Origin of the sequence: Sphingomonas sp. BE123 (assembly GCF_031456015.1) — a bacterium.
GTDB lineage: Bacteria > Pseudomonadota > Alphaproteobacteria > Sphingomonadales > Sphingomonadaceae > Sphingomonas.
In genome coordinates this window covers 1,002,246-1,018,635 of the sequence record NZ_JAVDTW010000001.1, presented here as the reverse complement: position 1 = coordinate 1,018,635, position 16,390 = coordinate 1,002,246, and the positions used below count along the sequence as shown (strand labels likewise).

The 16,390-nt window shown below is 66.8% G+C and carries 13 protein-coding genes and 1 tRNA gene; 6 read left to right on the top strand and 8 right to left on the bottom strand.

The genetic code is table 11. The annotated features are described in order from the left end of the window. Window positions 1–126: 126 nt before the first annotated feature. The 5 genes from J2Y54_RS05170 to J2Y54_RS05150 form a co-directional block, all read right to left on the bottom strand. On the bottom strand, window positions 127–1,314 hold the full coding sequence (locus tag J2Y54_RS05170; protein ID WP_310038471.1) for an acyl-CoA dehydrogenase family protein: 1,188 nt from the start codon (window positions 1,312–1,314) through the stop codon (window positions 127–129). Then, window positions 1,308–2,627, bottom strand: coding sequence for an amidase family protein (locus J2Y54_RS05165; protein ID WP_310037491.1), 1,320 nt, complete (start codon window positions 2,625–2,627; stop codon window positions 1,308–1,310). The genes J2Y54_RS05170 and J2Y54_RS05165 overlap by 7 nt, the downstream gene beginning before the upstream one ends. Next, entirely contained in the window at window positions 2,624–3,055 is a 432-nt protein-coding gene (locus tag J2Y54_RS05160; protein ID WP_310037490.1) for a VOC family protein, read from the bottom strand. Before J2Y54_RS05160 ends, J2Y54_RS05165 begins: the two co-directional genes overlap by 4 nt. Continuing rightward, window positions 3,048–5,078 carry a 3-hydroxyacyl-CoA dehydrogenase NAD-binding domain-containing protein gene (locus J2Y54_RS05155; protein WP_310037488.1) on the bottom strand — a complete coding sequence of 677 codons (2,031 nt, stop codon included), beginning with the start codon at window positions 5,076–5,078 and terminating at the stop codon, window positions 3,048–3,050. The genes J2Y54_RS05160 and J2Y54_RS05155 overlap by 8 nt, the downstream gene beginning before the upstream one ends. Before the next feature lie 139 nt (window positions 5,079–5,217). Beyond that, window positions 5,218–6,447, bottom strand: a complete 1,230-nt coding sequence (locus tag J2Y54_RS05150) for a serine hydrolase domain-containing protein (RefSeq protein ID WP_310037487.1) — start codon at window positions 6,445–6,447, stop codon at window positions 5,218–5,220. Window positions 6,448–6,583: 136 nt separating this feature from the next. Between J2Y54_RS05150 and J2Y54_RS05145 the strand changes: the two genes are divergently transcribed. Both J2Y54_RS05145 and J2Y54_RS05140 read left to right on the top strand, forming a co-directional pair. Beyond that, complete coding sequence (locus tag J2Y54_RS05145) at window positions 6,584–8,356, top strand: class I adenylate-forming enzyme family protein (protein WP_310037486.1); 1,773 nt, start codon at window positions 6,584–6,586, stop codon at window positions 8,354–8,356. 163 nt (window positions 8,357–8,519) lie between these two features. After that, window positions 8,520–8,828 (top strand): GIY-YIG nuclease family protein, encoded by a 309-nt coding sequence (locus J2Y54_RS05140; RefSeq protein ID WP_310037484.1) that lies wholly within the window; start codon window positions 8,520–8,522, stop codon window positions 8,826–8,828. A gap of 131 nt (window positions 8,829–8,959) precedes the next feature. Here J2Y54_RS05140 and J2Y54_RS05135 read toward each other — a convergent pair whose 3' ends face one another. After that, window positions 8,960–10,996 (bottom strand): M13 family metallopeptidase, encoded by a 2,037-nt coding sequence (locus tag J2Y54_RS05135; protein WP_310037482.1) that lies wholly within the window; start codon window positions 10,994–10,996, stop codon window positions 8,960–8,962. Window positions 10,997–11,177: 181 nt separating this feature from the next. Continuing rightward, the gene (locus J2Y54_RS05130) at window positions 11,178–12,653 is read right to left on the bottom strand and encodes a glycerol kinase (RefSeq protein ID WP_310037479.1); all 1,476 of its coding nucleotides are present in this window, start codon (window positions 12,651–12,653) and stop codon (window positions 11,178–11,180) included. 185 nt (window positions 12,654–12,838) lie between these two features. Here J2Y54_RS05130 and J2Y54_RS05125 point away from each other — a divergent pair, with 185 nt between their 5' ends. Together J2Y54_RS05125 and J2Y54_RS05120 are read left to right on the top strand one after the other, a co-directional pair. After that, on the top strand, window positions 12,839–14,023 hold the full coding sequence (locus J2Y54_RS05125) for an AI-2E family transporter (RefSeq protein WP_310038469.1): 1,185 nt from the start codon (window positions 12,839–12,841) through the stop codon (window positions 14,021–14,023). Between the two features lie 44 nt (window positions 14,024–14,067). Continuing rightward, window positions 14,068–14,144, top strand: a tRNA-Asp gene (locus J2Y54_RS05120). 27 nt (window positions 14,145–14,171) lie between these two features. On the opposite strand, the gene J2Y54_RS05115 is transcribed toward J2Y54_RS05120, so the two are convergent. Then, window positions 14,172–14,654, bottom strand: coding sequence for an Lrp/AsnC family transcriptional regulator (locus J2Y54_RS05115; protein ID WP_310037477.1), 483 nt, complete (start codon window positions 14,652–14,654; stop codon window positions 14,172–14,174). Window positions 14,655–14,771: 117 nt separating this feature from the next. Between J2Y54_RS05115 and J2Y54_RS05110 the strand changes: the two genes are divergently transcribed. Then, entirely contained in the window at window positions 14,772–15,893 is a 1,122-nt protein-coding gene (locus J2Y54_RS05110; protein ID WP_310037474.1) for a S41 family peptidase, read from the top strand. A gap of 106 nt (window positions 15,894–15,999) precedes the next feature. Next, window positions 16,000–16,239, top strand: a complete 240-nt coding sequence (locus tag J2Y54_RS05105) for a DUF2312 domain-containing protein (RefSeq protein ID WP_310037471.1) — start codon at window positions 16,000–16,002, stop codon at window positions 16,237–16,239. Window positions 16,240–16,390 lie beyond the last annotated feature (151 nt).

Here is a 16,390-nt window from a genome sequence, read left to right as displayed (position 1 = left end):
ACTTTCTCCCTCTCCCCTTCAGGGGAGAGGGCCGGGGAGAGGGGCAGTCTCTCCAACTCCGGCCCGTATCTGTTTCAGACTGCCCCTCTCCCAACCCTCTCCCCTGAAGGGGAGAGGGCTAATGCGTCACGCCGGCAGCTCCAAAATCCGCTTGGCGACGATGTTCAGCTGGACCTCGCTGGTCCCGCCTTCGATCGAATTCGCCTTGGTGCGCAGCCACGCGCGCGGCTTGGCGCCGCCGTTGGAGCGTTCGCTTTCCCATTCCAGCGTGTCCGACCCGCCGCTCGCCATCACCAGCTCGTGGCGGTCCTTGTTCAGCTCGGTGCCGTAATATTTCATCATCGACGGCTGGGCGGGGTGCGCCTGTCCGGCCTTCAACTGGTCGATGAACCGCTCCGACATCGCCGAGAATGCCTTGGACCGCACTTCGAACAGCGCGAGCTGCGCGCGCAGGATCGGGTCGGCGAGGCGCCCCTGCGCATCCAGCCCGATCGTCGCGATTGCGCCTTCGATCAGCGGGTTGCCGCCGGGCGCGGCGAGGCCCATGCCCGAAATCATCTCGCGCTCATGGCCGAGCAGATATTTGGCGACGTCCCAGCCTTTGTTCTCGTCGTGAATGCGGTTCTTCTTCGGCACACGGACATTGTCAAAGAAGGTTTCGCAGAAGGGCGAATAGCCGCTGATCAGCAGGATCGGCTTGGTCGAGACGCCGGGCGAGTCCATGTCGAACAACAGGAAGCTGATCCCGCCCTGCTTGCTGTCCTTGCTGGTGCGGACGAGGCAGAAGATCCAGTCCGCCTTGTCGGCATAGCTGGTCCACACCTTCTGACCGTTGACGATATAATCGTCGCCATCGCTGATCGCGCTGGTGGCGAGGCCGGCAAGGTCGCTGCCCGCATTCGGCTCCGAATAGCCCTGGCACCAGCGGATCTCGCCGCGCGCGATCTTGGGCAGATGCTCAAGCTTCTGTTCCTCGGTGCCGTATTTGAGCAGCGCCGGACCAAGCATCGAAATGCCGAAGCTGTTGAGCGGATTGCGGCAGTTGAGCGCCGCCATCTCCTCACGCAGGATCTTGGTCTGCGCCGGCGACAGCCCGCCGCCGCCATATTGGGTCGGCCAGTCGGGCACGGTCCAGCCGCGCGCGGCCATGCGGTCCATGTACAGTTTCTGGTCGGGGTTCTTGCTGTAATCGGCCTTGCGTCCGCCCCAATTGGCGTCGCCCTCGCCGCGCATCGGCTCGCGCATCGATGCGGGGACATTGGCTTCCAGCCAGGCGCGGGTCTCCGCGCGGAAGGTGTCGAGATCGGTCATGATGGCTCCTCGTCCAGCAAAGCGGCGATGCGGCGCGCGGTCGCAATCGCAAGATGGTCGTGATTGAAGTCGGTCAGCACCTGTACCCCGGTCGGCAGGCCGCCTGCGGTCCCGGCCGGGAAGGTGGTGGCGGGCAGGCCCGGATAGGTGGCGAGCCCGGCCCAAGCGAGGTGCGCGTCATAGCCGCTTTCCACGCCGTCAATGTCGAGCGTCCGCTGCACCTGCGGGCGCGGGTCGTGCGGAAACGCCTGGGTCGCGGCGGGCGGGGCGATCACCGCGTCGACCTCCGCAAACAGCTGTGCCCAGGCCCGGCTATTGCGCGCCTGCGCGTCGAGCATCGCAAGGTACGGCAGCAGGCGCGGCAGTGTGTCGTGCAGGCTCGGGTCGGACCGCGCGAACACGGTGCCGAGCAGCGCAGTGTATGCATCATGCTGCGCCGCCAGATTGGGCAGGGCAGGGTGGGCGCGGATCACCTCCACCCCATCGCGCGCCAGTGCGTGCGCCGCGCGCTCCACCCCGTCGATCACGGCCGCAGCGGTCGCGGTCGCCGGATGGGCGGTCAGCACCAGCACCCGCCGGGCAGGCGCGGCAGCCCGCGGCAAGGGCAGGTCGGCGAGCAGGTCGACCAGCAGCGGGAGGTCGCTGCCACGCCGCGCCATCGGCCCGATCACGCTGAGCACCGCCTCCGCGCCATCGGTGCCGGGGAAGCGGTGGCCATAGCCGTTCAGCGCGCCATAGCTCGGCTTGTGCCCCCAGATGCCGCAGAAATGCGACGGCACCCGGATCGACCCGCCAATATCGCTGCCCAGTTCGATCGGCACATAGCCCATGGCCAGCGCCGCAGCCGCCCCGCCCGAGCTGCCGCCACAGGTGCGCTCCGGATCATGCGGGTTGCTGGTTCGGCCATAGACGGAATTGACGCTCTGCCAGTCGCCCAGCGCCTTGGGCACATTGGTCTTGCCCAGGATCACCGCGCCCGCTGCCTTGAGCCGCTGCACCGCAACCGCATCGCTCGTGGCGATGTTGTTGACGGCGTGCGCGAAGCCCCAGCTGGTCGGAAGGCCGGCGACGTCGAACGCTTCCTTGACCGTGATCGGTACGCCCAGCAGCGGGCGGCGCTCGCCGCGTGCTACCGCCGCATCGGCTGCGTTCGCCGCGGCCAGCGCGCGGTCGAAATCGCGCACCACCACCGCGTTGATCGCGCCGTCCCCGGCCTCGATCCGCGCGATGGCGGCCTCGCACTGCGCGCGCGCGCTCGTCTCGCCCGCCGCGATTGCGGTGGCGATGTCGATCGCGGACGCGCGCGCCAGTGTCATCCCGCCGTGCCCGTGCGCTGGATCAGTTCGATCTCATGCCCCTCGGGGTCGAGCAGGAAGGTCAGCCGCGCGCCCGGCAACTCATGCGGCCCGTGCAATGGGCGCGCGCCATGCGCGATTGCGCGCGCCGCCGCCGCGTCGAGATCGGCGGTGGTGAGGCCGACCGGGCCATGCCCGTTGCCGACCGTCACCGCGCGCCCATCGGTGTGATGGAACAGCACCAATGTGAAGGGCTGGCCGGGCAGGTTGAGCATCGACTCCTCCAGCCCGGGCAGCACCACGCGATTGCTTACCGCGAACCCGAAAGTGTCGCAGTAGAAGCGCTCCATCGCGGGGAGGTCGCGCACGACCAGCTTGAAGAAGCCGAGGCGGAAGCGCAGCGCCTCCACCTCGCCCGCCTCCGCGCCGGTCGCTGCGGCATCAGCCATTGAAGCGCTCGCCCTTCTCGGCCTTGTCCTTGAGCAGCTGCGCGACTTCGAAGCCATGCTTCTCCAGCCCCGCGACGATGGTCTTGAGGCCGACAGTGTCCGCCCAGAACATCGGGCCGCCGCGATAGACCGGCCAGCCATAGCCATAGATCCACACGACATCGATGTCCGATGCACGCTGCGCCATGCCTTCCTGCAGGATCAGCGCGCCTTCGTTGACCATCGTGTAGAGCGTACGCTCGATGATCTCCTCGGCGGTCACCTCATGCTGCACCGCGCCGGTCTTCTTGCGGAAATCCTCGATGATCTCGGCGACGCGCGGGCTGGGCGAGGGGTTCCGCTTGTCGTCATAGTCGTAGAAGCCGGCCTGCTTCTTCTGGCCCCAGCGGCCCTCGGCGGCGAGCGCGTCGCGGATGCTTTCGATCCGGGTCGGGTCGCGGTGCCAGCCGATGTCGACGCCGGCCAGGTCGCTCATCTGGAACGGGCCCATCGGCATGCCGAATTCGACATGGACGCGGTCGACCTGCTCCGGGGTCGCGCCTTCCATCAGCAGCTTCATCGCCTCGACCTGACGCGGCATCAGCATGCGGTTGCCGATGAAGCCGTGGCACACGCCCGCGACCACCGCGACCTTCTTGATCTTCTTGGCGACGTCCATGACGGTCGCCAGCACATCCTTGTCGGTCTGTGCGCCGCGCACGATTTCCAGCAGCTTCATGACATTGGCGGGCGAGAAGAAGTGCATGCCGACGACATCGCCCGGACGGCTGGTCGATGCCGCAATCTCGTCGATGTTGAGGTAGCTGGTGTTGGAGGCGAGGATCGCGCCCGGCTTGCAGATGGTGCTCAGCTTGCCGAAAATGTCCTTCTTGACGTCCATATTCTCATAGACCGCCTCGATGACGAGGTCGCAATCGGCGAGGTCGTCCATGCTCAGCGTCGGGGTCAGCAGGCCCATTGCCTGTTCGACCTGTTCGGGCTTGATCCGGCCGCGCGCGGCGCTGCCCTCGTAATTCTTGCGCATCACGCCGGTGCCGCGGTCGAGCGCTTCCTGCTGCATCTCGACGATCGTCACCGGGATGCCGGCCGACAGGAAGTTCATCGAAATGCCGCCGCCCATCGTGCCGGCGCCGATCACGCCGACCTTCTTGATGGGACGCAGCTGCGTATCCTCGGGCACATCGTCGATCTTCGCGGCCTTGCGTTCGGCGAAGAAGATGTGGCGCATCGCAGCCGACTGCGTGCCCATGATCAGCTTCATGAAGCCGTTGCGCTCGCGCTGAACGCCCTCGGCATAGGGCTTGTCGACCGTTTCCTCGATCACCGCGATGATCTCGGCCGGCGCGTCATAGCCGCGGAAGCGCTTGGCGTTGGTCTTGCGGAAGGTGTCGAACACGCCCGGCTCGACGCTCACCGGCTTTTCGCTGGCGCGGGGCAGGGGGCGGGCGTCGGCCACTTCCTGGGCATAGGCGATGGCGTCGGCGGTCAGGCTGTCCTCACCCGCCAGGCGATCGACGAGTCCGGCGGCCTGCGCGACCTTGGCCGGGACCGGATCGCCCTTCGCCGCCAGTTCAAGCGCGAATTCGACCCCCGCGACGCGCGGCAGGCGCTGCGTGCCGCCAGCGCCCGGCAGGATGCCGAGCTTCACTTCGGGGAGGCCGAACTTCGCCGAGGGGACGGCGATGCGGTAATGGCAGGCCAGCGCAACCTCGCACCCGCCGCCAAGGGCCGTGCCGTGGACCGCGGCGACGACCGGCTTCTCGCTCGCCTCGATCGTGTCGACCACGGTCGGGAGGCCCGGCTCCTGCATCGGCTTGCCGAATTCGGTGATGTCGGCCCCGGCAAAGAAGGTGCGCCCGTCGCAGCGGATCACCGCGGCCTTCAGGCTGTCATCGCTGTTCAGTTCCTTGATCGCCGCGTCCAGCCCCTGCCGCACCGCCGCGCCGAGCGCGTTCACCGGCGGGTTGTTCGAGGTAATGACGAGGATATCGCCCTGCTTTTCAGTCGTGATGGGGGAAGTCATTGAACTCTCTCCTGCAATCAAAATCGTCATCCCCGCGAAAGCGGGGACCCATCTCCCGCCGCTGCATCCAGCGGCACAGTCAGGAGATGGGCCCCCGCTTTCGCGGGGGTGACGATGAAATGGGTTTCGGCGCAGCGCATCATGTCAAAGCCGAATAGATCATCGTCTTCAGCTCGCGCCGGATCGGGTAGAGCCCCGATGGCGACAGCTGCGTCATGAACACCATGGTGATCCGCTCGACCGGATCGACAAAGAAGGCGGTCGAAAACATCCCGCCCCAGTAAAACTCCCCGACGCTGCCCGGGATCATCGATCGCGCGACATCGATGTTCATCGCAAAGCCCAGGCCAAATCCGGTCCCGGCATTCTGCGTCTCGCTGAACAAGGACCGCGACAGGCTCGACAGATCCTTGCCGCCGGGGAGATGGTTCATCACCATCAGATCGAGCGTCTTGCGCCCGATGATCCGCGCGCCGTCGAGCGTGCCGCCTTCGAGCAGCATCGTGCAGAAGCGGTGATAGTCGAGCGCGGTCGAGACGAGGCCACCGCCGCCCGACAACAGCGTCGGCTTGCGGCTCCACGCCGATTCCGCGCCGCGATCGTACATCACGCGGCCTTCGCCGGCCTTGAACGTGTAGCAGTCGGTCAGGCGATCGACCTTGTCCGCCGGCACCCAGAAGCCGGTGTCGTGCATGCCGAGCGGCGCGAAGATATGGTCCTGAAAATAGGTGTCGAGCTTCTGCCCCGACACGCGCTCGACCACTGCGCCCAGCACATCGGTCGCGACCGAATAATTCCACGCCTCACCCGGCGAGAATTCGAGCGGGAGCTTGCCCAGCGCCGCGACGAACCCGTCAAGGTCGAGCTGCCCGTGCCAATTCTCGATCCGCCCCTCGCGATACGCCGCATCGACATTGCCGCGATTCTGGAAGCCATAGGTGAGGCCGGAAGTATGCCGCAGCAGATCGATCATCCGCATCGGCTCGGTCGTCGGCCTGGTCACGAACGGCACCCCGCCGCCGCCGCCATTATAGACCCCCAGCCCCTTGAACTCGGGCAGGACGTGGTGGACCGGCGTGTCGAGCGCGACGCTCCCTTGCTCGACCAATTGCATGAACGCGATCGACGTCACCGGCTTGGTCATCGACGCGATGCGGTAGATCGAGGCGTCGTTTACCGCATCGCCGCCCTCACGCGCCGCACCCTGATGGCTGAAATGCGCGATTCTGCCGTCGCGCGCGATCAGCAGCTGGGCGTTGGGCAGTTTTCCCGAGTCGAGGTAGCGCGCCTTGACGAACGCATCGATGCGGGCGAGCCGGTCGGCGTCGAAGCCGCTTTCCGTAGCGGTAGCGAAGGCGCTGGAGTCCATACCTCTAATTCGAATCCTTGTTCGGGGGCGTTCGCCTTTGTGTCGCTTCCCTATTGCGTTGAGCGGCTAATGAATCAAGAATGAAGTGTGTTCGGGCGTGGTGGAATCGCCAAACCCGACATTCAACTACGAAATGATGACAGCATTGGAGAGACCCGCCTTGGCCCCCGAACCGCTCATCCCGCTCGACCCGTCCTGGCCGAAGATGACGCTGGCGCAAGCCCAGGCGCTGATGACCGCGCCCGGCCAGAAGCTGGAAATGGAAGAAATCGAGATTCGCGGCATCAGGACGCGGGTGTGGAAGAACGCCCCGCCGCATCTTGCCGCGCTGCTCCAGCTGTCGCGCACCCATGGCGAGCGCATCTTCACCATCCATGAAGACGAGCGCGTCACCTACGAAGCGAATTTCCGCGCCACCGCGCACCTCGCGACCAAATTGCGCGAGATGGGGGTGGGCAAGGGCGACCGCGTCGCGCTGGCGATGCGCAACACGCCCGAATGGCCGGTGATCTTCTTTGCCGCGGTCAGCATCGGCGCGATCCTGGTCCCGCTCAACGCATGGTGGACCGGCGGCGAGCTCGACTATGGCCTGCGCGATTCGGGGTCGAAGGTGTTGTTCCTCGACGGCGAGCGCTTCGCCCGGTTGCAGAAGCGGTTGCCCGACCTGCCCGATCTTGAGCGCACCATCGTCAGCCGCTGGGACGGCGAGCTGCCCGAGGGCGTCGACAAGCTCGAAGACCTGATCGGCGCGCCCAACAGCTGGGCATCGCTGCCTGACGTCCCGCTTCCGGCCGATCCGACGCTGGGGCCGGAGGACGATGCGACGATCTTCTACACCAGCGGCACCACCGGTTCGCCCAAGGGCGCGCTCGGCACGCACCGCAACCTCTGCACCAACATCATGTCGGGCGGATATGCCGCCGCGCGCTCCTATCTGCGCCGCGGCGAGATGCCGCCCGAGCCGCAGCCCAAGGTCGGCCTGCTGGTCATCCCGCTGTTCCACGTCACCGCCTGTTCGGCGAGCCTGATGGGCACGCTGGCGTCGGGCAACACCGCGGTGTTCATGCGCAAATGGGACGTGGTCGAGGCGATGGAGATCATCCAGCGCGAAAAGGTCAACCTGACCGGCGGCGTTCCGACGATCGCGTGGCAGATCCTGGAGCACCCCGACCGCCACAAATATGACCTCTCCAGCCTTGAGGCGATTGCCTATGGCGGCGCGCCCTCGGCGCCCGAGCTGGTCAAGCGCATCTACACCGAATTCGGCGCGCTGCCCGGAAACGGCTGGGGCATGACCGAGACGATGGCGACGGTGACCAGCCATTCGAGCGAGGATTATTTGAACCGCCCGACCAGCGCGGGCCCGCCCGTGCCGGTCGCTGACCTCAAGATCATGGACCCGGAGGGCGAGCGCGAGCTGCCCGTCGGCGAGGTCGGCGAGCTGTGGGCCAAGGGGCCGATGATCGTGAAGGGATACTGGAACAAGCCCGAAGCGACCGCCGAATGCTTCCGCGACGGCTGGGTCCGCACCGGCGATCTGGCGAAGCTGGACGAGGAAGGCTTCCTCTACATCGTCGACCGCGCCAAGGACATGATCATCCGCGGCGGCGAGAATATTTACTCGTCCGAGGTCGAGGACGTGCTCTACGCCCACCCCGCCGTCACCGACTGCGCGCTGATCGGCATCCCGCACAAGACGCTGGGCGAGGAGCCCGCGGCGGTGGTCCACCTCGCGCCCGGCATGGAGGCGACCGAGGCCGAGCTGCAGGCGTGGGTCCGCGAACGGCTGGCGATCTTCAAGACGCCCGTCGCGATCAAGTTCGTCGCGGAGACGCTGCCGCGGAACGCCAACGGGAAGATCCTGAAGAAGGATCTGAAGGCGTTGTTCGTGGAGGAGGGGGTGGCCTGAGTTTCAGACCGACCTCACCCCTCGCGTCGTCCCGGGCTTGACCCGGGACAGGGCTTTTCTTTGCCTATGGTGAAGAAGAAGGCAGCCCGGCCCCGGGTCAAGCCCGGGGCGACGGTGGGGTGAGTGGCTTGACTGCCGACCCAACCTAGGATGGGATTGTGCCATGCCACGCACACCCAAAGGCGGCTGGGTCTACATCATGGCCAACCGGTATCGCGGCAAGATGTACACCGGCGTCTCGGCAAACCTCCCTGCGCGCGTCCATCAGCACCGCACCGGCGCCGGGTCGAGTTACTGCGCCGAGCATCACCTCACCCGCCTCGTCTGGGCGGACTATGCCGAGGACATTCGCGACGCCATTGCGCGCGAGAAACGGGTCAAACGCTGGCACCGCGAGTGGAAGTTTGCGCTGATCGAGAAGGCGAATCCGGATTGGGTCGACCTGTACGACCAACTGGCAGGTAGCGACTAAGACTGCTCGTCGCCACACCCGCTTCGTCGCCCCGGGTCAAGCCCGGGGCGACGATAGGGGAGGGGGAGTCCCAACGACAAAAAAGGGCCGGTCCTTCCGAACCGGCCCCCCATCGCGTCAGGCGAGTCGCCTCACCAGATCTTCACCCGCTGCTCCGGCGGCAGGTACAGCGCGTCGCCCGGCTTCACGTTGAACGCGACATACCACGCGTCGACATTCCGCACGATGCCGTTGACGCGATACTTGGCCGGGCTGTGCGGGTCGGTCAGCAGGCGCTGCAGCTCGGCATCTTCGCGCACCTTGGACTGCCAGGCCTGGGCGTAGGACAGGAAGAAGCGCTGATCGCCGGTCAGGCCGCCGATCACCGGGGCCTTGCCATGCTTGGCCTGGTAGCGCTGATAGGCGCCATAGGCCATTTCGATGCCGCCCAGATCGCCGATATTCTCGCCCAGCGTCAGCTTGCCGTTGATCTTGGTCCCGGGCACCGGCTCATACTGGTTAAACTGTTCGACCAGCACGCCGGTGCGCTTGGCGAACGCGGCCTTGGCTTCGGGCGTCCACCAATTGGCGAACTTGCCGTCGGCACCGAACTGGCTGCCCTGATCGTCAAAGCCATGGCCGATCTCGTGCCCGATGATCGCGCCGATCGCGCCATAGTTGACCGCCGGGTCCGCCTTGGCGTCGAAATAGGGCGCCTGCAGGATCGCCGCCGGGAAGGTGATCTGGTTCATCAGCGGGTTGTAATAGGCGTTCACCGTCTGCGGGGTCATGTCCCATGCCGCGCGGTCGACCGGCTTGCCCAGCTTCGACAGCTGGTACTGCTGCCCCCATTCGCGTGCGGCCACCATGTTGCCGAGCAGGTCGCCCCGGCTGATCTTCATGCTCGAATAGTCGATCCAGGTCGCGGGGTGGCCGACGCGCGGGTCGAACGCGGCGAGCTTGGCCAGCGCCTTTTCCTTGGTCGCCGCGTCCATCCACTGGTTGGCCTTCAGCCGCTCCTCAAGGCTGGCGCGCAGGTCGACGATCAGCTCGTTCATCTTGGCCGAGCTTTCGGGCGGATAGTGGCGCGCGACGTAAATCTCGCCGACTGCTTCGCCCAGCGCGCCGTTGACCAGCTGCACGCCACGCTTCCACCGCTCGCGCTTCTGCGGGGTGCCCGACAGCGTCTTGGCGTAGAAGTTGAACGAGGCATCGTCGAACGCCTTGGGCAGATATGCCGCATTGGACGAGATGAAGTGGAACGTCATCCAGTCCTGCCAGGTCGATACCGGCACCTGCGCGAACATCTTGCCCAAAGCGGTCAGCGCGGTGTCGTTGCCCATGATCATCTTGGGCAGCGATCCCAGACCCGCGGTCTGCATCATTGCCGGCCAGTCGAATTCCGGGGCGAGCTTTGCCATGCCGGCGCGGTCCATCGGCTTGTACAGCGCCATGATGTTGCGGTTCTGCTCGGGGCTCCAATGGACCTTGGCCATCGCGGTTTCGAACGCGACGATCCCGTCCGCCTTCTTGGCGGCATCGGCGATCCCGGCGAGCGTCAGCACCTGCTCGACATAGGCGCGGTAGGCGGCGCGGAACTTGTCGTATTTCTCGCCCTCCAGCAGATAATAGTCGCGCGCCATGCCGAGCGTGCCCTGGCTGGCGAAGGCGGTGTACTGGGTCGGGTCGGCCAGGTCGGGGATGATCCCGATATCGACCGGGCTGGCATAGCCGGTGCTCGCGAACAGCGTCTGCAGCTTGGCGCGGTCATTCGCCGCCGCGATCTTGGCGAGATAGGGCTTCAATGGCGCGGTGCCGCGCGCTTCGATCCCGGCCTCGTCCATCCAGCTGGCATAGAGGTCGCCGATCTGCTTGCCCTTGGCGCCGAACTGGCCGGGGTTCTTGGCCATGTCGTCGAGGATCGCACGGACCGACACTTCGGCTTCGTCGGTCAGCTTGACGCCATAGCCCGCCGAGGAGCGGTCGGCGGCAATCTCGACCGACTTGGCCCAGCCGCCATTGACGTACGACCAGAAGTCATCGCCCGGCTTGACGCTCTTGTCCTGCCCGGTCAGCTCGAGCCCGACCGTGCCGTAACGCGGCCCGCTGCCGCTCTGCGACAGCGCCGGCGCGGTCAGCGCGAGCGCCGCGACGCCCAGCGTCAGCCGCGCGAAAACGTTGATCTTCATGGAAAAATCCCCCCAGAGAGTATGTGGTGTATTGTGTTACCATAACGGTCGGTTGGGTGCAGCGCAATGCCACTCACACCCACTTATCGTCGCCCCGGGCTTGACCCGGGGCCGGGCTTTTCTTGGCCGACGTTGAGAAAGAAGAAGCCCAGCCCCGGGTCAAGCCCGGGGCGACGGGGGGCTAGGCGAGCACCCCCGCGACCGCCTTCGCCCACCCGGCAAGCCGCGTATCCCGCGCGCCGCCATCCATCGCCGGCTCGAACGTCTCGACCCGCCCGCGCATCGTTGCGGCTTCCTCCAGTCCGGCAAACAGCCCGCAGCCCACGCCCGCCAGCATCGCTGCGCCCAGCGCGGTCGTCTCGGTGAAGGCGGGCCGCTCGACCGTCACCCCCAGTACATCGGCCAGATCCTGCGCAATCCAGTCATTGGCGACCATGCCCCCGTCGATCCGCAGCCGCGACCAGTCACAGCCATCGGCGGCAAAGGCGGTCTTGAGGTCATGGCTCTGGTGCGCCATCGCCTCCAGCGCGGCGCGCACGACATGCGCCTTGCCGCTGGCAAGGGTCAGCCCGCTGATCGCCCCACGCGCCTCCGGCTCCCAGTACGGCGCGCCGAGCCCGGACAGGGCGGGGACGAAGTAGACGCCGCCATTGTCGGCGACCGACCGCGCCAGCGCTTCGGTTTCCGCAGCATCCGCGATCAGCCCCAGCGAATCGCGCAGCCACTTGACCACGCTCCCCGCGACGAACACCGACCCCTCGATCGCATAGCTGCGTTTGCCGTTGAGCTGGCACAACACGGTCGAAAGCAAGCGGTGGCGCGACGTCGGCTGGCGCTCGCCGGCATTGGTGAGCATGAATGCACCGGTGCCATAGGTCGCCTTGGTCTCGCCCGGCGCCAGGCACGCCTGCCCGATCGTCGCCGCCTGCTGGTCGCCGGCCAGGCCGCAGATCGGAATGCGCCCGCCGAACAGCGTCGTTTCCCCAAACCGTCCCGCGCAATCGACAATCTCGGGCAGCGCCCCGCGCGGGCAATCGAACAGGTCGAGCAGCCCGTCGCTCCACGCCCCGCTGCCCAGGCCCATCAGCAAGGTGCGCGACGCATTGGTCGCGTCGGTGACGTGCAACCCGCCCCGATGTTCATTGGCGGTCAGCTTCCACACCAGCCAGCTTTCGACCGTGCCCACCGCCAGCCGATCGCCCGCGTCGCGCAGCTGCGGCCAGTTGGCCATCGCCCAGGCGATCTTGGTCCCGCTGAAATAGGGGTCGAGCAGCAGTCCGGTACGCGCCTGCACCCCCGCTTCCTCGCCCTGTTCCTTGAGCGTTCGGCACAGCTCGGCGCTGCGCCGGTCCTGCCACACGATCGCCGGGCCGAGCGCGCGGCCGGTGTGGCGATCCCAGAACATCACCGTCTCGCGCTGGTTGGTGATGCCGATCGCGGCGATTCGATCCGGGCCACTGGCGCGCTCGATCATCACTGCCGCGCAATTGGCCGATTCGGCCCAGATCTGGTCGGGGTCATGCTCGACCCATCCCGGCTGGGGATAGAATTGCCGCAACGGCACCGCGATGCTGTCGAGGCAACGCCCATCGGGTGCGAACAGCATCGCGCGGGTCGAGGTCGTCCCCTCGTCGATGACCAGCAAAATCTCTCCCATGCGACCCAGCCTAGCAAGTTTCTGCGCACGCGGAAGCGGCGGACGCGCGGCAGGATTACAAGCGGCGCAAATCGCGCTAGAATTCAGTCAGGAAAGGCAGGTTCAGGGTGGACGAGGGGTTTGGTGGCGAGCGGCGCGCGGACGCGGACGAGGGCGCGTCGGAATCGTCCTCGCACTTCGTGCCGATGGTGCCGGCCGCAGCGCAGGAGAGCGAGGCGGAGAACCGCCGTGACCGGCTGCTCGCCGGGCTGACGCTGATGATCGGCATCGGGCTGGTGCTGGCCATTCCGTTCGCGCTCAAGGCCGGATCGCCCTTCTTCCTGCCGCTCACCGCCGCGATCGTCATCGCCATCGCGCTGGTCCCGATCCTCGAATGGCTGGAGCGGCACCGCGTGCCCGCGCCGCTCGCCGCGCTGATCTGTCTGTTGCTGTTCCTGACCGCTGCCAATGCCGCGCTGGCATCGATCGTCGTGCCCGCCTGGGGCTGGCTGTCGCTGCTTCCCGAGCGGATCGACAATATCCAGTCGAACGTGAAGCCGCTGATCGATTTCTACGCGAATTTCGAGAATTTCGTGAACCGCACGATCCAGGATCTGGCCTCGACCCGCACGATCCAGCCGGCCGCCGCCGCCGCCGAAGCGCCGCCGCGATCGATTCTCGAGCTTGCCGCAACCAGCGCGCCGACTGCGTTCATCGAGATGTTCTTTGCGGTGCTGGTCATCTTCTTCTTCCTGTCCGGCTGGACCCGGCTGCGGCGCAGCGCGATCACCAGCCGGACCAGCTTCGGCGGCGCGATGGCGACCGCCCGGGTGATCCAGGACGTGGTCGACGATACCTCGGCCTATCTCGGCACGATCACGCTGATCAATGTCGGGCTCGGCCTGACGGTGGCCGGCGCGCTGTGGCTGATCGACATGCCGACGCCGCTGATGTGGGGCGGGATCGTCGCGCTGCTCAATTACATTCCCTATCTCGGCCCGATCTTTGCCGCCGGGTTCCTCGCGGTCGGGGGGTTGATGACCTTTTCCGACATCTGGGCCGCGCTGCTGCCTGCCGCGATCGTGATCGGGCTGCACACGATCGAGGCCAATCTGATCACCCCGCTGGTGGTCGGCCGCCGCCTGACCATCAACCCGATCATGATCCTGATCTCGCTCAGCTTCTGGGGCTGGGTCTGGGGCACGCCCGGCGCGCTGCTGGCGGTGCCGCTGCTGATCATCATCCAGACGGTGCTGAGCGCTGCGGGCAAGCCCGACATCGCCGGTTTCCTGTTCGAACACGGCACGCTGGTGACCGGCGGCAACCCCGCCGCACCGCGCCCGCAAAATATCCGCGAAACGGGTGTTGACAGCCCCGGACCACCCGTCTAGGTGCCGCGCTCTCGCAAGGGAACGCGCTTCGGCGCAGGGCTCAAGCGGGTGTAGCTCAGTTGGTTAGAGCGCCGGCCTGTCACGCCGGAGGTCGCGGGTTCGAGCCCCGTCACTCGCGCCACCCCCCACATGCCGGGGTGGCCTTTTTTCACCCTATGTCTCCGGTTGTCAGTGGAACGAGCGCGCTCTGTTTGTGTACGCGCTTGATGAAGCTTGTCTCGTACCGCCGCACGGCAGGGTCGTTCTGAAACAGCCGCTCGGCCAGCGCATTATAGTCGGCCATATCGCGCGCGCAGATCAGCACCGCCAGATCGTCAGCGCCCGCGACGTCCAGGATCATCTGCACCGACTCCTCGACCGCCAGCGCCGCGCGCAGCGCCGCGATCCCGCGTTCCTCGGCATGCTCATGGACCTGAACCCGCACCAGCGCGCGCAGCCGCCGTGCGGTCAGCCTGGGCGCGAGGATCGCGACATCCGCCGCAATCCACCCTGCGCTGCGCAGCCGCCGCACCCGCCGCGTGACCGCCGATGCCGACAGCGGCACGCGCCGCGCCAGCTGTTCGGCGGTCGCCAGCGCATTGTCCTGCAGCAGGTTCAGCAACTGAATGTCGAACGCGTCGAGCTTGCTCATATCCGGCGCACATCCACTCCCCGATGCCGATTTTCGGCAAACAGCGCGGCATCATCGCCTGCAAAAACCGTGTTAGTCAACTATAACACTGCCGGTGATCCATGACGGAGAGGCAAGATGCGGAAGCAAGTAATGGCGGCGGTAATCCTGGCGGCGCTGTCCCCGATGGCGATGGCGATGGCGCAAAGCGACGCGCCCGCGCCCGCCGCAGCGCCCGCCTATGACGCGGCGGCGGCGAAGGCGGCGGTGGCGACGCTGGCGGACGAGCTCGAGAAGAACTTCGTCTTCCCCGACACTGCCAAACGCTACGCCGCCGCCCTGCGCACCAAGCTCGCGGCGGGCGGCTATGACGGCATCACCGACGGCTATGCGCTCGCCACCGCGGTGACCGCCGATCTTCAGGCGATCGCCCCCGATGGCCACCTCGCCATGTTCGCGCCCGGCGGCCCGCAGTCGCAGCGCGTCGGCCAGCCCTCGACCCAGCAACAGATCGGCGGCGCTCCGCTGCCCCCGCCCGCGATGGAGCAGGCGGGGATGATCGCGCCCGGCATCGCCTATGTCCGCTTCAACGGCTTTTTCGGCGAGCCCGAGATGCTCAAGGCGTTCACCGCCTTTCTCGACCAGCATGCCGGCGCCAAAACGCTGATCATCGATGCGCGTACGCATCGCGGCGGCGGGCTGGACGAAATGGACCTGCTGTTCCCGCGCATCTTCGATACGCCGCAGGCGGTGATGATCATGGACACGCGCGCGTCCTTCGCCGCGCAGGCCGGACCGCTGCCGTTCCGTTCGCTGGTCAAGGTCGACGCGCCCGCCGAGCTGGCGCGGACCGAGCATCGCGTCACCCCGGCCAGCCCCGCCAGCCCTTGGGCCAAAACCAAAATCTATTACCTCACTTCGCCGCGCACCGCGTCGGCCGCCGAGCACCTCGCAGCGGTGTTCAAGGGTACGAAGCGCGCGACGCTGATCGGCGAAACCACCGCAGGGGCGGGCCATTTTGGCGGCACCGCGCCGCTTGGCGGCGGCTATTCGGCGTTCATCCCGGTCGGGCGCAGCTATTTCCCCGGCGGCGACAGCTGGGAGCAGATTGGCGTGAAGCCCGACATCGCGGTTCCCCCCGAACGCGCACTCTACGAAGCGCTGATCCGTGAAGGCGTGCCCGCCGCGCAGGCGGAAGCGCTGTCGGCGTCGCACATGCCCACGGGGCCGATGGTGCGCCGCCAGCCGGGCAAGCGCTGAACCGGTCGCCGCGGGCGGCGCTATCCACAGCCGGGTGGTGCCGCCCCCTTGCACCCCCCGGCACAGCCGCTAAACGCCCCCGTTCACCACATTTATGGAGCGGGACATGAGCGACTCGATTTCGGCCGAGCAGCTGCGCCTTCTGATCGAGCGGATCGAGCGGCTGGAAGAAGAGAAAAAGGGCATCAGCGACGACATCAAGGACGTCTATGCCGAGGCCAAGGCGACCGGCTTCGATGCCAAGATCATGCGGACCATCATCCGCCTGCGGAAGATGGAGAAGCACCAGCTCGACGAGCAGGACGCGCTGCTCGAAACCTACCGCGCCGCGCTGGGGATGCAGTAAGCACCGCCTTTTCGTCGTCCCGGGCTTGACCCGGGACAGGGCTTCTTCTGTCTATCCGTGGACGAAGGACAGCCCGGCCCCGGGTCAAGCCCGGGGCGACGGTGGTGGCGGGCAGGGGCATTGCCGCCCCACACCCCGCCGCCCTACCATG